Source organism: Rhizobium sp. BR 362 (assembly GCF_036528765.1).
Classification (GTDB): domain Bacteria; phylum Pseudomonadota; class Alphaproteobacteria; order Rhizobiales; family Rhizobiaceae; genus Rhizobium.
In genome coordinates, this window is the sequence record NZ_JARWGH010000001.1 from 166693 (window position 1) to 182696 (window position 16004).

At 59.4% G+C, this 16004-nt stretch carries 18 protein-coding genes; 8 read left to right on the forward strand and 10 right to left on the reverse strand.

All coding sequences use genetic code 11. The features are described 5' to 3' along the window. The first annotated feature begins 193 nt into the window (after positions 1-193). The 3 genes from QDY28_RS00830 (at position 194) to QDY28_RS00840 (ending at position 2140) form a co-directional block, all read left to right on the forward strand. A complete protein-coding gene (locus QDY28_RS00830; protein WP_331379811.1) occupies positions 194-1396 on the forward strand; it encodes a pyridoxal phosphate-dependent aminotransferase in 1203 nt (400 codons plus the stop codon). A 94-nt stretch (positions 1397-1490) separates the two neighbouring features. Further along, complete coding sequence (locus tag QDY28_RS00835) at positions 1491-1757, forward strand: type II toxin-antitoxin system Phd/YefM family antitoxin (RefSeq protein WP_331379813.1); 267 nt, start codon at positions 1491-1493, stop codon at positions 1755-1757. Continuing rightward, positions 1754-2140, forward strand: coding sequence for a type II toxin-antitoxin system VapC family toxin (locus QDY28_RS00840; protein ID WP_331379815.1), 387 nt, complete (start codon positions 1754-1756; stop codon positions 2138-2140). The genes QDY28_RS00835 and QDY28_RS00840 overlap by 4 nt, the downstream gene beginning before the upstream one ends. A gap of 78 nt (positions 2141-2218) precedes the next feature. Here QDY28_RS00840 and QDY28_RS00845 read toward each other — a convergent pair whose 3' ends face one another. Next, a complete protein-coding gene (locus QDY28_RS00845) occupies positions 2219-3316 on the reverse strand; it encodes a calcium:proton antiporter (protein ID WP_331379817.1) in 1098 nt (365 codons plus the stop codon). Positions 3317-3547: 231 nt separating this feature from the next. Here QDY28_RS00845 and QDY28_RS00850 point away from each other — a divergent pair, with 231 nt between their 5' ends. Beyond that, a complete protein-coding gene (locus tag QDY28_RS00850; RefSeq protein WP_028751637.1) occupies positions 3548-3829 on the forward strand; it encodes a DUF2188 domain-containing protein in 282 nt (93 codons plus the stop codon). Here the strand turns inward: QDY28_RS00850 and QDY28_RS00855 are convergent. Continuing rightward, entirely contained in the window at positions 3826-4719 is an 894-nt protein-coding gene (locus QDY28_RS00855) for a LysR family transcriptional regulator (RefSeq protein WP_331379819.1), read from the reverse strand. The two genes, QDY28_RS00850 and QDY28_RS00855, sit on opposite strands and share 4 nt — an antisense overlap. Before the next feature lie 90 nt (positions 4720-4809). Between QDY28_RS00855 and QDY28_RS00860 the strand changes: the two genes are divergently transcribed. Then, a complete protein-coding gene (locus QDY28_RS00860; protein ID WP_331379823.1) occupies positions 4810-5784 on the forward strand; it encodes an SDR family NAD(P)-dependent oxidoreductase in 975 nt (324 codons plus the stop codon). 9 nt (positions 5785-5793) lie between these two features. On the opposite strand, the gene QDY28_RS00865 is transcribed toward QDY28_RS00860, so the two are convergent. The 6 genes from QDY28_RS00865 to trxB all read right to left on the reverse strand — a co-directional run bounded on the left by QDY28_RS00865 (position 5794) and on the right by trxB (position 11753). Continuing rightward, complete coding sequence (locus QDY28_RS00865; RefSeq protein ID WP_331379825.1) at positions 5794-6594, reverse strand: aminoglycoside phosphotransferase family protein; 801 nt, start codon at positions 6592-6594, stop codon at positions 5794-5796. 81 nt (positions 6595-6675) lie between these two features. After that, positions 6676-7785 (reverse strand): alkene reductase, encoded by a 1110-nt coding sequence (locus tag QDY28_RS00870; RefSeq protein WP_331379827.1) that lies wholly within the window; start codon positions 7783-7785, stop codon positions 6676-6678. Positions 7786-7833: 48 nt separating this feature from the next. Continuing rightward, entirely contained in the window at positions 7834-8997 is a 1164-nt protein-coding gene (locus QDY28_RS00875) for an MFS transporter (RefSeq protein WP_331379828.1), read from the reverse strand. 1 nt (position 8998) lies between these two features. Beyond that, positions 8999-9292, reverse strand: coding sequence for an ArsR/SmtB family transcription factor (locus QDY28_RS00880; RefSeq protein ID WP_331379829.1), 294 nt, complete (start codon positions 9290-9292; stop codon positions 8999-9001). Between the two features lie 566 nt (positions 9293-9858). Continuing rightward, positions 9859-10755 (reverse strand): LysR family transcriptional regulator VtlR, encoded by an 897-nt coding sequence (locus QDY28_RS00885; protein WP_028751630.1) that lies wholly within the window; start codon positions 10753-10755, stop codon positions 9859-9861. Positions 10756-10778: 23 nt separating this feature from the next. Continuing rightward, positions 10779-11753 (reverse strand): thioredoxin-disulfide reductase, encoded by a 975-nt coding sequence (gene trxB, locus QDY28_RS00890; protein WP_331380059.1) that lies wholly within the window; start codon positions 11751-11753, stop codon positions 10779-10781. A 240-nt stretch (positions 11754-11993) separates the two neighbouring features. On the opposite strand from trxB, the gene QDY28_RS00895 reads away from it, so the two are divergent. The 3 genes from QDY28_RS00895 to QDY28_RS00905 are packed head-to-tail and all read left to right on the forward strand — an operon-like array spanning position 11994 to position 14306. Next, a complete protein-coding gene (locus tag QDY28_RS00895; RefSeq protein WP_331379830.1) occupies positions 11994-12461 on the forward strand; it encodes an Lrp/AsnC family transcriptional regulator in 468 nt (155 codons plus the stop codon). 3 nt (positions 12462-12464) lie between these two features. Then, the gene (locus QDY28_RS00900; protein ID WP_331379831.1) at positions 12465-13373 is read left to right on the forward strand and encodes a glycosyl transferase; all 909 of its coding nucleotides are present in this window, start codon (positions 12465-12467) and stop codon (positions 13371-13373) included. 18 nt (positions 13374-13391) lie between these two features. Continuing rightward, on the forward strand, positions 13392-14306 hold the full coding sequence (locus QDY28_RS00905; protein WP_331379832.1) for a glycosyltransferase family 92 protein: 915 nt from the start codon (positions 13392-13394) through the stop codon (positions 14304-14306). A 9-nt stretch (positions 14307-14315) separates the two neighbouring features. Here QDY28_RS00905 and QDY28_RS00910 read toward each other — a convergent pair whose 3' ends face one another. Both QDY28_RS00910 and greA read right to left on the reverse strand, forming a co-directional pair. Beyond that, a complete protein-coding gene (locus tag QDY28_RS00910; protein ID WP_331379833.1) occupies positions 14316-15395 on the reverse strand; it encodes a glycosyltransferase family 4 protein in 1080 nt (359 codons plus the stop codon). Between the two features lie 6 nt (positions 15396-15401). Then, the gene (gene greA / locus QDY28_RS00915) at positions 15402-15878 is read right to left on the reverse strand and encodes a transcription elongation factor GreA (RefSeq protein ID WP_028751624.1); all 477 of its coding nucleotides are present in this window, start codon (positions 15876-15878) and stop codon (positions 15402-15404) included. Between the last annotated feature and the right edge of the window lie 126 nt (positions 15879-16004).

Genomic DNA, 16004 nt, shown 5'->3' on the forward strand with positions numbered 1-16004 from the left:
AGCTTCGTTGCGGAAAATGGCTGACGTGTGGCAGCCCAACGATGGCGTGTGGCTCGCGGTCTGCGGCTTCCGAAATAACGTCACTGTGACGCCTTTGTGCTTGAAACGGCGGTCTACATTCGACATAGAGCTTAGCGCAGAAATCTGGTCCACAGGCTTTCTGCCCACTTCCAACCGATTAGGACCGATCATCATGGCCTTTCTTGCCGACGCTCTTTCCCGTGTAAAGCCTTCTGCCACCATCGCCGTTTCCCAGAAAGCGCGCGAGCTGAAAGCAAAAGGCCGTGACGTGATCGGCCTCGGCGCAGGCGAGCCGGATTTCGATACGCCTGACAACATCAAGAAAGCCGCTATCGACGCGATCAACCGCGGCGAGACGAAGTACACGCCGGTTTCCGGCATTCCGGAACTGCGCAAGGCGATCGCCGCCAAGTTCAAGCGCGAGAACAATCTCGACTATACCTGGGAGCAGACGATCGTCGGCACCGGGGGCAAGCAGATCCTGTTCAACGCCTTCATGGCGACGCTGAATGCCGGCGATGAAGTCATCATCCCGACGCCTTACTGGGTTTCCTACCCGGAAATGGTGGCGCTGTGCGGCGGCACCCCGGTTTTCGTCGCGACGACACAGGCAAATAGCTTCAAGCTGCAGCCTGCCGATCTTGAGAAGGCGATCACGCCGAAGACCAAATGGTTCATGTTCAACTCGCCGTCCAATCCGTCGGGCGCTGCATATACGCATGCCGAGCTGAAGGCACTGACGGACGTGCTGGTCAAGCATCCGCATGTCTGGGTTCTGACCGACGACATGTACGAGCACCTGACCTATGGCGAGTTCAAATTCGCCACCCCGGTCGAAGTCGAGCCCAGCCTCTATGACCGCACGCTGACGATGAACGGCGTCTCGAAGGCCTATGCGATGACCGGCTGGCGCATCGGTTACGCCGCTGGCCCGCTGCAGCTCATCAAGGCCATGGACATGATCCAGGGCCAGCAGACCTCGGGTGCGACCTCGATCGCCCAGTGGGCTGCCGTCGAAGCGCTGAACGGACCGCAGGATTTCATTCCGCGCAACAAGAAGATCTTCGAAGGCCGCCGCGATCTCGTCGTGTCGATGCTGAACCAGGCAAAGGGCATTTCCTGCCCGGTTCCGGAAGGCGCTTTCTACGTTTACCCCTCCTGCGCCGGCCTGATCGGCAAGACCGCCCCGACCGGCAAAGTCATGGAGACGGACGAAGACTTCGTGTCGGAACTCTTGGAATCGGAAGGCGTCGCCGTCGTGCACGGTTCGGCTTTCGGCCTTGGCCCCAACTTCCGCATTTCCTACGCGACCTCGGAAGAGCTTCTCGAAGAAGCTTGCCGCCGCATCCAGCGCTTCTGCGCAGCTTGCAAGTAAGCGCGGCTACGACGAATGAGAGGCCCGTCTGCAGCGACGGGCTTTTTCTTTGCCTGTCGTTGACCATGTAGCTGCATGTAGCTACATTCGTGTTATGAAAACCGTTTCGATCCGTGATGCAAAAAATCGCCTGACCGAACTCGGCCGCGAGGTCGAGGAAGGGGAGGTTGTTGTCGTTACTCGGAATGGCAAGCCCGTTTTCGATCTGGTTCCACACCGGCCGCGTGGCGGCATAGATTGGGAAGCCGGTCGGGCTTATCTTCGTGCAAGGGGGATCACCAACCCGGTCCCGTTCATTGCTGACGATTTTGACGATCCTCTACCAGAGGATTTTCTGCTGAAGCCTCTGCCTGAGAAATGAGGCTCTTGCTCGATACCCATATTGTATTGGCAGTCCTCCGGGATGATGTCATCAGGCGCTATCCGGCGATTGCAAAGTTGCTCGACGAGCAAGTAACCATCGGCTTTGTCAGTGTAGCCAGCCTTTGGGAGATTGCGATTAAGACCAGACTGGGTAAATTGGATCCCGGCATGCCACTTGCGGATATTGCTGGCGCCCTGGCGGCGCTGCGTATCTCGGTTCTGCCGATCGATGCTCGTCACGCGGTATTCGCCGTTGATCCCGAACCGGAAACCCGAGATCCCTTCGACCGTCTTCTGCTTGCTCAATGCCAAGCCGACGATATGCAGTTTGCAACGGTCGATCGGATGCTGGCGGACCATCCTTTAGCTCTTAAATTTTGATGGTTTGCATCTTCAACAAGAGATTCAGTTCTCTGTTGCTTTGATTCCGTAATCAATCATAACCTTCTGAAATTATTCTCAAAGCCCCAATCCCGTCAGCATGATGAAGGTGGCGAAGAGAATGAAGTGCGTCATGCCTTCGATGGCATTGGTCTCGCCGTCGTTGAGATTGATGGCGGCGACGATGAGGGTGATCATGATCATCACGGTCTGGACCGGCGACATGGCCATGACGAAGGGCTGGCCCGTATAGAGCGCGATCGCCTCCATGACCGGCACCGTCAGAATGACCGTCGAAAGCGAGGCGCCCATGGCAATGTTGATGGTCGCTTGCATGCGGTTCCGCAATGCCGCGCGCAATGCCGTCAGGATTTCGGGTGCGGCGGAAATGGCGGCGACCACGATGGCGGCGATCGCCGGCGGCGCGCCGCTACCTCTGAGGCCGACATCCATGAAGGCGGACATGAACTCGGCAAGAACGCCGATCAGCACGACACCGAGCAGGATCGTAACGATGGAAGTCGCGGTGGAGCCTTCGTCATGATGATCCTCTTGAGCGCCCTGTTTCTTCTCGTTGCGTGGATAGCTGTAGCTGAAGAAATAGCTGTGCTTGCCCACCTGCATGCGCAGGAACAACGCATAGAGCGCGATCATCGCGATAATGGTGAAAGCGGAGTAATAGTGCCATTTCGCGTCGGGGATGAATTCCGGCACGATCATCGAAATGGCCATCGCGGTCAGGATCATCACGCCGTATGTTTTGCTGGAATCGTCGTTATAGGGCTGCTCGCCATGCTTCAGACCGCCGAGCAGGGCGGCGAGGCCAAGAATGCCGTTGATGTCGAGCATGACGGCGGAATAGATCGTATCGCGCACGAGCGTCGGCGAGCTTTCGCCGCCCATCAGGATTGCCAGCATGATCACTTCGACGGCGACGGCCGACAGCGTCAGGATCATCGTGCCGTAGGGATCGCCGACTTTCGTGGCCAAAATCTCGGCGTGGTGAGCGACACGCATCGAGACAAGGACGATGGTTGCAATCAATGCGGCGGCGGCCAACAGCGATGCGACCTGCCCCATATCCAGCACCGCGTGCTCACCGAGATAAGCGATCACAGCGATTGCAAATGCGATGATCAGGAACTTTTCCTGCTTCAGCCAGCTCGATATTGCCAAGTCCTTACCTTTCGCACGGATTCACTTTCGCAGTCTAAATCAATGATTTCTCACATCAAGCATGCGCGTGGATGACAAGATTTGCAGTCCGCGCCGTTTAATGGAATACTATCCCGATCGGTCTGCCCAACCCAATATCGCGGCATCCTTGCAAATCGTCTGAGATGGACCGCGGTCCTGCCGGGTAGCACTCGGAGCTTAAGGTCTTGGCAGATGAGAAGGAGGCTGTGAATGGTCAAGGTCACTTACGAAATTGTGCCACATGATGGAGGATGGGCATATCGTTTCGGCGAAGTCTATTCCGAGGCATTTCCAACTCATTCTGAAGCGGTTGAGGCGGCCAGGATCGTGGCTGCGGAGCAGCAGGTCGGCGGCGATTCGGCCGAGATCAGTTGGCAGGACGAGCGGGGCAAATGGCACGAAGAATATACCGATGGAGGCGACCGGCCGGAAACCGAGGTCGTCGATGGCAAGGTGCGTTTCCCGCCCGTCGATACGGCTCCCGGCGCCTAGCTGCGAATGTAGTCCAGCAACCCGGCCACCAGCGCATCGAACGTGACGCGGCAACGCGGCGACGTTTTCAGGTTCTCGTGCATGGCGACCCAGGTGTCGAGCGACAGCTCGATCTCGGGCAGTAGCCGGACAAGATTTCCATCCCTTTTCGCAAGCGGCACTTGGTAGAAGCTGATGCCGACGCCGGCATGCAATGCGTTGTGCAGAGCGATGCTGTGATCTGACTTGAAGGCGAAGGAGATGCCGTCGAGCAGGGGATAGCGCTTCAACATCGTGCGGATGTAAGCGGTCTGGCGGTCGAAACCGATCAGCTTGTGGTGGCGCAACTCCGCAATGTTTTTGGGCCCGCCATATCGCTCTAGATAGTTGCGATGCGCAAACAAGCCGAGGGAGATAATGCCCACATGGCGCGCCAGCAGCGCATCCTGTGTGGGCGCGACCATGCGCACGGCAATATCCGCCTCTCGCTGCAACAAGTCCTCCACCGCATCCGAAGCGGAGAGTTCGACGATAAGATCGGGATGGATAGCCTGCAGTTCGGCCAGGATTGGCGGCAGTACTTCCACACCGATGACCTCGCTAGCGCTCACGCGGACGGTACCGCTGACGCGATCGCGTGCCTCGGAGGCGACGCGTAGCAGGGCGGCGGTCGTGCTGGCCAGCGTTTCCGCATAGGGTTTGAGGGCAAGAGCCGCGTCCGTCGGAAGAAGGCCTTGTTGTGAGCGTGTGAAAAGCTCGGTGCCGACAGTTTCTTCCAACGCGTCGATATGGCGGCCGATGGTGGGCTGGGTCAAGCCGAGTTCTCGGGCGGCGGCCGAAAGCGAGCCGTGACGGAGCACGGCGAGAAAGGTGCGGTAGAAATCCCAGCTTGGTTCCGATGAAGTTGCCATAGATTTTTGTATAGCATGTGCAGATTTTTTGGCAATTTCGTTTATTTCGGTTGCGCGGCATAGTCATCCCATCAACCGATGGAGATGACGATGATTGAGCAGATGAACAACGGAAAGACCGCTCTCATACTAGGTGCCACGGGCGGCATCGGCGGCGCCGCCGCCCGCAGGCTTGCCGCCCGTGGCTGGCGCATCCGGGCGCTGAACCGTAACGCAGCCGAGGCCGCCCGCCGCGAGCCCGGCTTTGACTGGGTGCAAGGCGATGCGATGCAGGCGAGCGACGTGTTGAAGGCAGCTGATGGCGTCGACGTTATCGTGCATGCCGTTAATCCACCCGGCTATCGCAATTGGGGGCAACTGGTGCTGCCGATGCTTGACAGCACGATCGCAGCGGCGAAAGCGGTCGGCGCGAGGATCGTGCTGCCGGGTACGGTCTACAATTTCGGGCCAGATGTTCTTCCCGATGTGACCGAGGACAGCCCGCAGCATCCGCAGACGCGCAAGGGCGCAATCCGCGTCGAAATGGAGCGGCGTCTGAAGGCGGCGGCAGAGGCCGGCACGCCGGTCATTATTCTCCGCGCCGGGGATTTCTTCGGCGGGCGCGTCACCAATAGCTGGTTTGCGCAGGGCGTTGTAAAACCCGGCAAGCCGGTGACATCGGTGACCAATCCGGGCAGGGCTGGCATCGGCCATCAATGGGCCTATCTGCCCGATGTGGCGGAAACGATGATCCGGCTGATCGAGAAGGGTGACGCGCTTCCCACTTTTGCCGTCTATCACATGCGTGGCCATTGGGATGGTGACGGCCGGCAGATGATCGGTGCGATCGAGCGGGCGGTCGGACATAAGGTGAAGGTGAAATCTTTTCCCTGGTGGATACTGCCGCTTGCAGCGCCCTTCGTGCCATTGATGAAGGAGCTGCGTGAAATGTGCTATCTCTGGAAAGTACCGCTGCAGATGAAAAATGACAGGCTGGTGGCTGTGCTCGGCGAAGAGCCGCACACACCGATCGACGAAGCGGTGAAGACGAGCCTTGTGGCAATTGGCTGTTTGCCGACGCGATGAGGAGCACTGTCAGGTCTGGAGTTCGGCAAGCGCTATCCCGGCGACGGCAAAATCCGACTCCGCATTCCTGGTATCGCCGTCGCTGAGAAACCAGGCGGCGGAGAGGCCGGCATAGGCGATGATCCATTGCAGCATCCGCTTCGGCTCCAGTCTCGCTTCGCTGCAGACGATCGGCAATTGCCGCTGCAGGCGACCTGGGGCGGTGACGATGGGAAGTTCCGGATTGCAGAAGGTATTGGCGAAATCGTAACCGCGTTCACCATGAACGCGCTTGGGGTCGATAGCGAGCCAGCCGCGATGGCCGAAATCCATGATATTCTCGTGGTGGATATCACCATGCAGCACCGTGAGGTCGCGTTGATCGGCGAGAAGGTGACGGGCAATCTCGGCGCAGGTGGTCAGAATGCCGCCATGGGAGCGCGCCGCTGGCTCCAACTCGCGGAACCAGCGGTCGAGGGGAACCAAATCCGGCAACGGCGTTGACCGGGGCGCGTGCAGCTTTGCGGCCGTGCGGCAGATGATCCGGCTCGCCTCGTCGTCACCGCCTTTCATCGCCATCGTCAGCAGCGAGCCTTGTCCGGTCGCCCGTTCGAGAAGTGCGGCGTCGCTATCGTGTTCATAAACCTCTGCCGCGCCGTCACCGCCCCACCATCGCAGGACCTGACTGCCGAGCTTCTCGTCTATATCGAGCGCCACCTTCAGCATTGCGGGCAGGCCGCGCCAGATGACCGGCAGGAGGTGGCTGGAACGGGTGACGATCGCATCGCCGTCCGGCGTGAGCGACCAGCGCTTCAGGTAGGGATCAAACATGTGGGATAGTCTAACGGCTATCATCAAAAAGAAAATCCCGCCTTGCAGCGGGATTTTCTGTCATGACCGAAGCGACGCAAGTTAAGCCACTTCGTCCAGCGTCGGGTAGTCGGCATAGCCGTTTGCGCCGCCGCCATAGAGCGTTGCCGGGTTCAGTGCGGTGAGCGGGGCGTTTTCCTTCAGCCGGCGAACGAGGTCCGGGTTTGAGATGAAGGGCTTGCCAAAGGCAACGACATCAGCCATGCCGCTTTCGATCGCTTCGATGGCCATGTCGCGATTATAGCCGTTGTTGAGCATCCAGGCCGCCTTGCCGCCCGCAGCCTGATACGCGGCGCGCAGGGCGTCATAGTCGAAGGGCAGGAAGTCACGAGCCCCGCCGGTCTGGCCTTCGACGACATGGATATAAGCGAGACCATATTTCGCCAGGCCTTCGACGACGTAGGTGAAGAGCGCCTGCGGATGCGGATCGCTGGCATCGCCTGATGGCGTTACCGGCGAGATGCGGATCGCGGTGCTGCCGGCGCCTACTTCCTTGGTGACGGCGTCCACAACTTCGAAGAGGAAGCGGGCGCGGTTTTCGATCGAGCCGCCATACTGGTCGGTGCGATCGTTCACATCGGCGCGCAGGAACTGGTCGATGAGATAGCCGTTGGCGCCATGGATTTCGACGCCGTCAAAACCGGCTTCGATCGCGGCGCGAGCGGCCTTGCGGTAGTCTTCGATGATTCCTGGAATTTCAGAGGCCTCAAGAGCGCGCGGTTCCGAGACATCGGCAAAAGCGCCGCTGCCGTCGCTGTTCACCAGATAGGTCTTGGCGTTGGCGCGCCTGGAGGTGGAGGAGACAGGGTTGCCGCCGTTCGGCTGCAGCGTCGTGTGGGAAATACGGCCGACATGCCACATCTGCACGACGATCTTGCCGCCGTTTGCATGCACGGCGTCGGTCACTTTCTTCCAGCCGTCGAGAGCTTCCTGGGTATAGAGACCGGGCACGTCGGCATAGCCCTGGCCCTGATGGGTGATGGCGGTCGCTTCGGTGATGATTAGGCCGGCGGTGGCGCGCTGGGCATAGTATTTCACATTCAAGTCGTTCGGCACCGCATTCGGAGAACGATTGCGCGTCAGCGGCGCCATGACAATGCGGTTGGCAAGGGAGATATCGCCAAGCTTGGTCGGTTCAAAGAGTTTGCTCATGAAAGGTCCTTTCGTGTTGCACAGAGGGGGAAGTGTTGAAGGAGAGGCTTAAGAAGAGGGAAGTGGGGCGCGCTTTGCTCTGACGGTCGCGAGGGTCAGCCCGACGGTCGCAAGCCCGAGGAGGGCCATGCCAGCGCCGGCGAGGGGCACCCGCGACAGCGAGAAGCCGGCATCGATAACGACGCCACCGACCCAAGCCCCGAGCGCATTGCCGGTATTGAAGGCGCCGATGTTAATGGTCGACACCAAGTTGGGCGCTTCCTTGCCGAAACCGACGACGTTGATCTGCAGCGCCGGTACGGCGGCGAAGTTTGCCGCAGCCCATAGGAAGAGGGTGATCTCGGCTGGAATGAAGGAGTGGCTGGTGATGCTGAAGATGGCCGAAGTCAGCGCGATTGCCGCGAAGGTGCCGGCAAGCGTGGCGCCGAGCCGCCAATCCGCGAGCTTGCCGCCGATGAGATTGCCGACGGTCAGGCCAATGCCCATCCACAGCAGCGTCAAGGTCACCCATCGCGGCGAAACGCCAGTGATGTTGCGCAGCAGCGGTGCAATATAGGTGAATAGCGCGAACATGGCTGCGGAGAAGAATACGGTAGTCAGCAGCGCCAGCCACAGGCTGAGACCGCGGAGCGTCGAGAGTTCGCGGATAAGATTGCCCTGAAGGACTTCGCCTTTGGGCAGGACAGAGACCAGGCCGATGAGCGAAGCGACGCCAAGCAGAGTGACGATCCAAAAGGGCGCTCGCCAGCCGAAGGCGTGGCCAACCGCGGTACCGAGGGGCACACCGAGTACATTGGCAAGCGTCAGACCGGTAAACATCAATGCGAGGGCGCGAGCCTTGCGGTCCTCGCTGACGAGGCTTGCAGCGACCACCGAACCGATGCCGAAGAAGGCGCCATGGCAAAGCGCTGTGACGATGCGGGCGATCATCAGGACCCAATAGCCGGGCGCGATGGCGCAGAGCAGGTTCCCCAGAATGAAGAAGCCCATCAACATGATCAACGCCGAGCGGCGACGCAGATGCGCCGTCGAGAGAGCCATGATCGGCGCACCGATCGCCACGGCCAGAGCGTAGCCCGTGACCAGCCAGCCGGCTTGCGGAATGCTAACGGGCAGCTCGGCGGCAATTTCGGGTAGCAGGCCCATGATGACGAATTCGGTCGTCCCGATGGCAAAGGAACTCAGCGCCAGAACGAAAAGAGCAAGCGGCATATCAAAGCTCCTTCTGCAAGGTTGCTAGGAATTCTGCGATGGTCTCCTCATTGCGCTTGTAGAATATCCATTGGCCGATGCGCTTGGTAGTCACCAGGCCGGCGCGGTGCAACGTGCCGAGATGGGCGGAAACGGTGGATTGGGATAGGCCGCAACGCTCGAACTGACTGGCGCAGACGCCCAGTTCCAGCGGATGTTCCTGGGTCGGGAAATGTGTATGCGGATCCTTGAGCTGATTGAGGATTTCAAGCCTGGCCGGATGAGCCAATGCCTTCAGTATCTCAGTTCTATCCATGGCGATCACCACAAGTATATCGCAAATCAGCGATTCATGTATCGTCGATTTTCGATATATCAAGGTGCGCTGCAGCAAATTATTTCGCGCAAGGCACTTCGGCGGTGTGGTCAGAATTTAGGCAAAAAAAGAGGGCCGCCGGAATAAACCAGGGCCCTATTAGGTGTGAAGGTCAAAAACCTCCAGAGGGGAACAGCTGCTGCGCTGGAACTGGGAGGAAAAGCCACCATGTGCATCAGCTACGTGCGGTATGATGCTAATTTGTGCAGTGCGCAATGCTTTTTTGTGCATGGCAGTTATGCATTTGCGAATTCTAGTGCAAAAAGGCAAAAAAAAGGGCCACCGGTAACAACCAGGGCCCTATAGGTATGAAGGTTAAAAACCTCCAGAGGGGAACAGCCAATGCGGTGGAACTGGGAGGAAAAGCCACCATGTGCATCAGCTATGTGCGATATGGTAGTTAAACGGGCAGGCTTCAACTCTGTTTTGTGCATATCAGCCATGCGTCATACGCGTGACAGATATATTACGGCAAAAAAGGCTTGTTTCGCAGAGCTTTAGCTCAACTAAAAGTTCCAGTTTCGCGCCTTCGCGACGATAAAATCCCGAAATACCTTGAGTTTGGCTGCGTTTTTCATTTCGTCTGGGTAGCAGAAATAGGTGTCGAATGACGGCACGTCGGCATTGATCGCGAGCTGAATGAGCCCTGGGTCGCGGCCGACGATATAATCCGGCAGTACGGCAATGCCGATGCCCAGTAGGCAGGCGCGCTTGATCGATGTCTGGCTGTTGATCTGCAGATGCGGAATGCGCTTGTTGTCCGACGAGCGGCCGGCAATTTCCAGCCAATTGACGTCGAGCAGATAGTTCGGCGCCGGTTCGCCGAAGCTGATGATGCGATGCTCGTCCAGCGCCTCCACCGACTGCGGCTCGCCGTAGCGGTTGATGTAAGAGGGCGCCGCGTAGACATGCATATGGACGGTGAAGAGCTTGCGCTGGATCAAATCCGACTGCTGCGGCTGGCGCAGGCGGATGGCACAATCGGCATGGCGCATGTTCACGTCCAGCTCCTCATTGTCGAGGATGAGCTGGATCGACATATCGGGGTAAAGCTGCAGGAATTCCTGGATTTTATCGGTCAGCCAGCCCTGGCCGAGACCGACGGTGGTCGTCACGCGCAGCTTGCCGCTCGGCTTGTCGGTCGTTTCGGTCAGTTGCATCTTGACCGTTTCGAGCTTCAGGAGAACGTCGTGCGCGGTGCGATAAAGCAATTCGCCCTGTTCGGTGAGGATGAGGCCGCGGGCATGGCGATGGAAAAGCTTGATGCCGACGTCCTGCTCCAGAGCGCTGACCTGGCGGCTGATCGCGGATTGGGACAGATGCAATTTATCCGCCGCGTGCGTGAACGAGCCCGCTTCGGCAGCCGCGTGAAAGATACGCAGCTTGTCCCAATCCAATGGCATGCCGTTTCCCCTCATCGGCTGCATCACTCCGCAGCCACGGCGACGGGCATATGCCCGGTCAAGTAGCGTTCCGCCTCAAGCGCCGCCATGCAGCCCATCCCCGCTGCCGTGATCGCCTGTCGGAACGTATCGTCGGTCACGTCGCCCGCCGCATAGATGCCTTCGACGCTGGTCGCAGTCGAATCGGGGGCGGTCCAGAGATAGCCATTATCCTTGAGCTTCAGTTTGCTCTTGAAGAGTTCGGTGGCCGGGGCATGGCCGATGGCGACAAAAACGCCGTCGATCGTTACGTCGGTGACAACGCCCGTGCGCGTGTCGCGCAAGCGCGCGCCGGAAACAGACGGCGGCATCGGCGGCTTGGCCGGCGTGCCGGTGATTTCGGCAACCTCGGTATTCCAGAGAACCTTCACGTTCGCCTTGGCGAACAGGCGCTCCTGCAGGATCTTTTCGGCGCGGAACGAATCGCGGCGATGCACGACGGTGACCGACTTGGCGATATTGGAGAGATAGAGCGCTTCCTCGACGGCGCTGTTGCCGCCGCCTACCACGATCACATCCTTGTTGCGATAGAAGAAGCCGTCGCAGGTGGCGCAGGCGGAAACGCCGAAGCCCTGGAAATGCTGCTCGCTCTCGATGCCCAGCCATTTGGCCTTGGCGCCCGTCGCTATGATCAGCGTGTCGGCGGTCCAGACCTGACCGCTATCGGTGCGCGCGACAAACGGGCGCTGGGCGGTATCGACCTCGGTGACGAGATCGTTGACGATCTCCGCGCCAACATGCTGAGCCTGCAGCAGCATCTGCTCCATCAGCCAGGGGCCCTGGATCGGATCGGCAAAGCCCGGATAGTTTTCGACATCCGTGGTGATCATGAGCTGGCCGCCCTGTTCGAGACCGGCGATCAGAACCGGCTTCAGCATGGCGCGCGCGGCGTAGACGGCGGCCGTATAGCCGGCGGGGCCGGAACCGATGATGAGCACCTTGGTGTGGCGGGCAGCCATAATAAGTCCTTTCAATCTAAGCGCTTCGGAAGCCGCGGCTTCAAACGGGCAAAAGCAGGCGATTTCACGATCCGCCGCCTCATTTATGATTGCCGCATGCATTTATTCAAGGGCAGCCTTGCATTACTAACAGAGCAAATCTGCTTTGTGTAAGATTCGGTTACGCGCGGGAAACTTTCTTGCGTATTTTCCCGCTTTATATAGAAGCTGCCGATTGGGAATTAAAGAAAGGCGAGAAACGTGCTGCGGGCTGAACTCGACGCCATCGATATCAAGATCTTGCGGGAACTCCAGCGCGACGGGCGCATGACCAATGTCGAACTCGCCGATCGCGTCGGCATCTCCGCGCCGCCCTGCCTGCGCCGGGTGCGCAAGCTAGAGGAGGCTGGCGTCATCGAGGGCTATCACGCGATGCTGAACAGCCCGAAACTCGGCTTCGATCTCGTTGCGTTCTGCATGGTCGGTCTCAAGCACCAGTCCGAGGCCAATCTCAAAGCCTTTGCCGGCGTGACGGCGGAGTGGCCGCTGGTGCGGCAGGCATGGATGGTTTCCGGCGACAGCGATTTTCTGCTGCATTGCGTCGCCGAAAACCTGACCCGGTTCCAGGATTTCGTCATCGAGGTGCTGACGGCGAACGAGCATGTCGACACGGTGCGCACCATGCTGACCATCCGGCAGGTGAAGAAACTCGGCCTGGTGGAGCTCTAGGATATGGCGGACCGCCCCTGGCACCGATCCCTGATCAAGACGGGTGCGCGCCTGCTGCTCGGCGGTTCGCGTGCCCATGCGCAGGATTGGTTTCCAGGGCTCAACATCGTGCGTGGGAACGGCCTAGGCGAGGTGTATCACCACCGCACCAAAGTTGCGGCCCTTTCTTCCATCGAGCGTTTGCGCGAAGAGGCCGGCCCAATCATCCATATCGTCGGCTCCGGGCCATCGATCCGTGACTGCGATCTGAGCGGGCTGGAGAAGGGCAGCGCCATCCTGCTGAACGGCGCTATCGGGTTGATCGGCGAGCAGATTGCCAAGCCGCTTGCCATCGCCGTGGAGGACGAGCGTTTCGTCTGGCGGCATTCCGAAATGATGCGGCGCAGGATCACCTCCGGTACGATTTGCCTGTTTTCGGTCGCCGTGCTGCGCGCGCTTTCCGAGCTCGACAGCCGCTGGCTGGCGGACAAGACGGTCATTCTGATCGACGACATCCGCAAGCCTTACGGCGCTCGCCGCCGCTCCATGGATGACATCAGGAAGCTCGACTTCGTAAGGCTCAACGCAACAGGCTCCGCCGGCTTTTCCTTCGCGCCGGATCGCGGTGTTTTCCAGGGCGGCTCGGTCGCCGTGTCAGCGCTGCAATTTGCGCTTTATTGCTCGCCCGGAACGATCGGCTTCCTGGGCATCGACATTTCCAATGCCGGCGAGCCCCGCTTTTACGAAACCAGCGATGAAACCGCCTTTTCCGGCATCGCCGAGGCGGAAGACCGTATCATCGGACACTTTGTTTTAGCTAAGGAAATCGCCTCGGAGCGCGGCGTGACGTTTTTCAATTATTCGCCGGTTTCGGCACTGTTGAAGCATGGATTTGGTTATGATGCGCGGTTTGCCGCCGTATCGATGATCTGAGTTGCGGGGAATGGACGGATGGGTTGGCTGAAGCCCAAGGTATCGGATGCGAAGCGGCTTGCAATCGATCCGCCGAAGCCGCAGGAGGGCCGGCACGGCATCGCAATCGCCGCCTGCGTCAAGGATGAGGCGCCTTATATCGAGGAATGGGTGCGTTTCCACCGCGCCGTCGGTATTCGCCACTTCTATATCTATGACAATGGTTCGACGGACGGGACTCCTGCCATCCTGCGAGACCTTCTCGATGCCGACACGCTGACAATCATTCCTTGGGCTGGCCGCATGATAGACGCCTCCACGGAGGCGACGCTGAATGGTCAGGTCATTGTTTTCGCCCACGCCATCCTCAATTTCGGCGGCGCATATCGCTGGATGGCCTTCATCGACGTCGATGAATTCCTTTTGCCAAAGGAAGGGCAAACGGTCGAACAGGCGCTAGCGGCGGTCGGCGACTTTCCAAATGTCTCGCTGCCATGGCACATGTTCGCGACGAGCGGTCACGAGAAGCGCCCCGATGGTCCTTTGACGCTGAACTACACGATGCGCGGTGCCGACCCGATGACGCGCAAGGAAAATGTAAGCAATTTCAAGTGCATCGTTAATCCCTGCGAAGTGACGGAAGTCACCGTGCATCAGTTTCAGACGCGGGCATTCGGCGATCTGACGGCGAACGATGCCGGAAAGCGCTTTACGCGCCGCGCTCGAAAATCGCCGGATTTCTATTCGAACCGGTTCCTGCAGCTCAATCACTACTATACCAAATCCCGCGAAGAGCTGATGACCAAGCTGGCGCGCGGATGGTCTTACGACGCTTCTCCGACCAAGTATCGGGACAAGGTTCTCTCGATTGTCAAAAGCATCGAGGAAGACCTGGTCGAGGATCGGGCGATGATTGATTTCATCGCGCGCAACCGCATCGATCTTGGCCAATAAGCCGTCGGTTCAGCGGGCGCCGCCGAGCAATTGCCGATAGATGTCGCTGATCGCCGTCGCTTCCTTTTCCAAGGCGAACTCGCTGCGGACGTGCCGCACCGCGTTTTGCCCTTGGATAAGCGCTTCTTCGGGATTGGCGAGATAGAAAGCGATCGCTTTCGTCAGCGCCTCGCCATTCCCTGCGGGTACGACCGCGCCGGTTTCGCCTGGTACGATCAACTCGGCATAGGCGCCTGCGTCGGAGGCGACGACGGCGGTGCGCGAGGCCATGGCCTCGAGCGGAGTCAGGCCGAAACCTTCGTTGCGGGAAGGGGCGACATAGAGCGTCGCACGGCGATACCAAGGCCTGATATCGTCGACTTCGCCGAGAAAGCGGATACGGTCGTTGAGGCCCGCTGCGGCTACCATTTTTACCAGTTCGTCGGCGAAGCCGCGATGTTCGGCGGTGACCCGACCGCAGACGACGGCGGTCCAATCCGGATAATTCGGCAGAAGCTCGATCATCGCCTTGACGAAGAGATCCGTCCCCTTCTGATGGCGGACGCGGCCGAAGCAGCCGATCAGATAAGTGCCGGGCAGGCCAGTGGCGGCCATGCGATCATGCGGCGCTTCCGGCGGATGAAACATGTTGAGGTCGATGCCGTGCTGGATGACGGTGTGCGGCACCTGCAGAAAGCTGCCGGAGCGCGCGCTGGTAGCGATCACGGCGTCCATGCGGCGGATCAGCCAACGCGTATAGGCCGTGTGGCGGCGCTGAGCGGCCGAGGTGAAGACTAGTTTCAGCGGCATTCGCAGCACCGAGCGCAGCAGCAGCCCGACCAGCATCTCATTGTTGCGGCGGGCATGCCAGACGCGAACGCGGTGGCGGCGGGGCTTTACCCAGAGACCAGGCAGCCGCGCCCAGCCAAGCTTCGGCAGATCTTCCGGCAAGCCGGGCCCGAGCGTGGCGATATGGCAGCCGAGCTCGAGCTGTTTCGGGATCAATTGCACGATCGTCGAGGTAACGCCGGAGAGCCGGCGTTTGAAATTCGTGGCAATAACCTCGATCTCGCTGAGATCGCTTGAGTGCGATGCGTCGCGATCGCGCACGGGCGATCAGCCCCAGGAGACGGAAAGGATTTCGTAGGCCTTGGCGCCGCCGGGCGCGTTGACCTCGATGGAATCGCCGACTTCCTTACCGATCAGTGCGCGGGCGATCGGCGAGGAGATAGAGATGCGACCGGCCTTCACATCGGCTTCCTGGTCGCCGACGATCTGATAGATCTTCTCTTCCTCGGTATCTTCGTCGACGAGCTTCACCTTGGCGCCGAACTTGATCTTCGAGCCGGACATCTTGGTAAGGTCGATGACTTCGGCGCGCGCCGTCAGGTCTTCAAGCTCGGTGATGCGGCCCTCGTTGTGGCTCTGGGCTTCCTTGGCGGCATGGTACTCGGCGTTTTCGGAAAGATCGCCATGGGCGCGAGCTTCGGAAATTGCCTCGATGATTCGCGGGCGCTCTTCCTGCTGACGCCAGCGCAGTTCTTCCTGCAGCTTGACGAACCCGTTCTGTGTCATCGGTACCTTTTCAACCATTTTTCTTGTCCTTCACTCCCTGCGTTGCTCTGTCGCAGACACAAAAGAAAACGGTCCCGAAGCGGTACTTCGGAACCATACAGAGCCATTATCCTGTCATCTATAGCAGATTGCGACAGCCGATTT

Bases quoted from the DNA above. Each gene is read 5' to 3' on its own strand.
- QDY28_RS00830 (WP_331379811.1), top strand. From the start codon at position 194: ATGGCCTTTCTTGCCGACGCTCTTTCCCGTGTAAAGCCTTCTGCCACC.
- QDY28_RS00835 (WP_331379813.1), top strand. From the start codon at position 1,491: ATGAAAACCGTTTCGATCCGTGATGCAAAAAATCGCCTGACCGAACTC.
- QDY28_RS00840 (WP_331379815.1), top strand. From the start codon at position 1,754: ATGAGGCTCTTGCTCGATACCCATATTGTATTGGCAGTCCTCCGGGAT.
- QDY28_RS00850 (WP_028751637.1), top strand. From the start codon at position 3,548: ATGGTCAAGGTCACTTACGAAATTGTGCCACATGATGGAGGATGGGCA.
- QDY28_RS00855 (WP_331379819.1), bottom strand. From the start codon at position 4,719: ATGGCAACTTCATCGGAACCAAGCTGGGATTTCTACCGCACCTTTCTC.
- QDY28_RS00860 (WP_331379823.1), top strand. From the start codon at position 4,810: ATGATTGAGCAGATGAACAACGGAAAGACCGCTCTCATACTAGGTGCC.
- QDY28_RS00865 (WP_331379825.1), bottom strand. From the start codon at position 6,594: ATGTTTGATCCCTACCTGAAGCGCTGGTCGCTCACGCCGGACGGCGAT.
- QDY28_RS00870 (WP_331379827.1), bottom strand. From the start codon at position 7,785: ATGAGCAAACTCTTTGAACCGACCAAGCTTGGCGATATCTCCCTTGCC.
- QDY28_RS00875 (WP_331379828.1), bottom strand. From the start codon at position 8,997: ATGCCGCTTGCTCTTTTCGTTCTGGCGCTGAGTTCCTTTGCCATCGGG.
- QDY28_RS00880 (WP_331379829.1), bottom strand. From the start codon at position 9,292: ATGGATAGAACTGAGATACTGAAGGCATTGGCTCATCCGGCCAGGCTT.
- QDY28_RS00885 (WP_028751630.1), bottom strand. From the start codon at position 10,755: ATGCCATTGGATTGGGACAAGCTGCGTATCTTTCACGCGGCTGCCGAA.
- trxB (WP_331380059.1), bottom strand. From the start codon at position 11,753: ATGGCTGCCCGCCACACCAAGGTGCTCATCATCGGTTCCGGCCCCGCC.
- QDY28_RS00900 (WP_331379831.1), top strand. From the start codon at position 12,465: ATGGCGGACCGCCCCTGGCACCGATCCCTGATCAAGACGGGTGCGCGC.
- QDY28_RS00905 (WP_331379832.1), top strand. From the start codon at position 13,392: ATGGGTTGGCTGAAGCCCAAGGTATCGGATGCGAAGCGGCTTGCAATC.
- greA (WP_028751624.1), bottom strand. From the start codon at position 15,878: ATGGTTGAAAAGGTACCGATGACACAGAACGGGTTCGTCAAGCTGCAG.